This is a genomic window from Paraplanobispora takensis (genome assembly GCF_016863195.1).
GTDB classification, from domain to species: Bacteria; Actinomycetota; Actinomycetes; order Streptosporangiales; family Streptosporangiaceae; genus Planobispora; species Planobispora takensis.
On sequence record NZ_BOOK01000125.1, the window covers coordinates 1 to 1,633 of the forward strand.

A 1,633-nucleotide genomic window follows, 5' to 3' on the forward strand; every position below is an offset into this window, starting at 1 on the left:
CGGCTTGAGAGACCAGATGCCATCGGTGTGGGTAAGCCCGAGGTTGGTCAGCGTGCGGAGGTTCACCGCGGCGGCGCGGGTGTGCAGCCAGGCGTTGTTTTTGATGGTGCCCAGGTAGCGCAGACGGCGACCGCCCCGAGCGACCAGCCAGGCCACCCCGCGCTCGACCGGTGGCCGCCAGCGGCGGTAGTCGGCCTGCCAGAGCGGATCGGTGGCGGCCTGGCGGCGGGCGGCGGCCAGCAGGTCGTGCTGCGGATGGATGTTGAGGGTGCGGCCACTGGCGGCGGTGGTGCATCGGGTGCGCAGCGGGCAGGGAGCGCACCGTTGTTTGAACTGAACGATCCGGGCGCTGCTGGCATTGGGCCGCCGCAGGGGGAGGCTGTGCCCGGCCGGGCAGGTCACCAGGCCGGTGGCGGCATCGATGGTGAAGTCGTCGACGGTGAAGCCGCCGGGAACGGCCTGGCGCAGTGGCGGGGGCTTGATGACCAAGGTGTGGCCGGCCGCCTGCAATGTCTGGCGTGCCTGGCCGGTGCCGTAGGCCGCATCCCCCAGCACGGTGAGGGCGTGCTCGCCGGCCAGGAGGTCTTCGGCGACCGCGGCCTCGTGATGGTCGGCTCCGCTGCCGGGCCGCAACGCCACCGCGGTGAACAGCCCGGTCTCGGGCTCGATGGCCAGGTGGGCTTTGTAGCCGTCCTGGTGGCGGGTGCGGTTTTTATGCACGTGCCGGGATTGGGGGTCAACGGTGGAGACGATGCGGTCCGGCGCGGTCCGCCGGGCGATCCGCCACCGGCCGTCACCGCCGTCGGAATCGTCGGCGGGCTCGACGTCTTGGTAGGCGACCAGGGCCAGCAGGCCGGCCGCGTTCGCGGCCTGCTCGCCCAGCGGCTGGTCGGGCAGGTGGGCCAGCAACCGCACCGCGTCGCCCACCAGCGCATCCACCAGCACCGCCCGGGCGGCCTCATCGTTCCAGGCGATGCGCGGCTTGCCCGCATCGGTGTAGTCATGCGCGGTGCAGCAGGTGGCGGCGGCCTCGGCGGCGCCGGGCACCTGGCGAATCACCCGGCGGATCGCGGCGATGATCTGGGTGACGGTGTCTTGAGTGGCTACCGCGTCATCGAGCACGGTGGAATCCAGTGCCCGGCGCTGCCGCCCGGCCAGCACTGCGGTGGCCGCGATCACCTGCTTGACCCGGGTGAAGATCCGGTTCGGGTCAGATGAGCGGGCCAGGCGCCGCCGAAAATAGGTCAGCAGTGAGGCATCGAAGGCGGTGTCATGCAGGCCCAGCCCGCAGGCGGCCTTCCAGCGCAGGTCACAGCGCAGTTCCTGGACCGCGTCGGCGTCGGAGACGCCGTACAGGGCCTGCAGGACCAGCACCGTGGCCAGCACCTGCGGCGGCATGCTCGGCCGCCCGTTGGCTGAGGGATACATGTCGGCGAACATCTCGGGCGCGAACAGCGCCTGACGGTGCTGGGCCAAGAACGCGAACACGCTACCTGCCGGGATCAGCTCCCGGCAGGTGGTCCATACATCCGGCCCGATCGGCTCGCCGCTCCACTCACCTTGCATGCCACCTGAGTCTGGCCCAGCGTCTCTGAGGCGGGGCCAGAACGCAAGATTTTCAGTGATCTTCTAG

General features: G+C 70.7%; 1 protein-coding gene. It reads right to left on the bottom strand.

Features of this window, described 5'->3' with window-relative positions; all coding sequences use genetic code 11:
- A partial coding sequence (locus Pta02_RS40710; RefSeq protein WP_203880402.1) for an IS1182 family transposase occupies positions 1–1,566 on the bottom strand: 1,566 nt, incomplete at its 3' end.
- Positions 1,567–1,633: the final 67 nt, after the last annotated feature.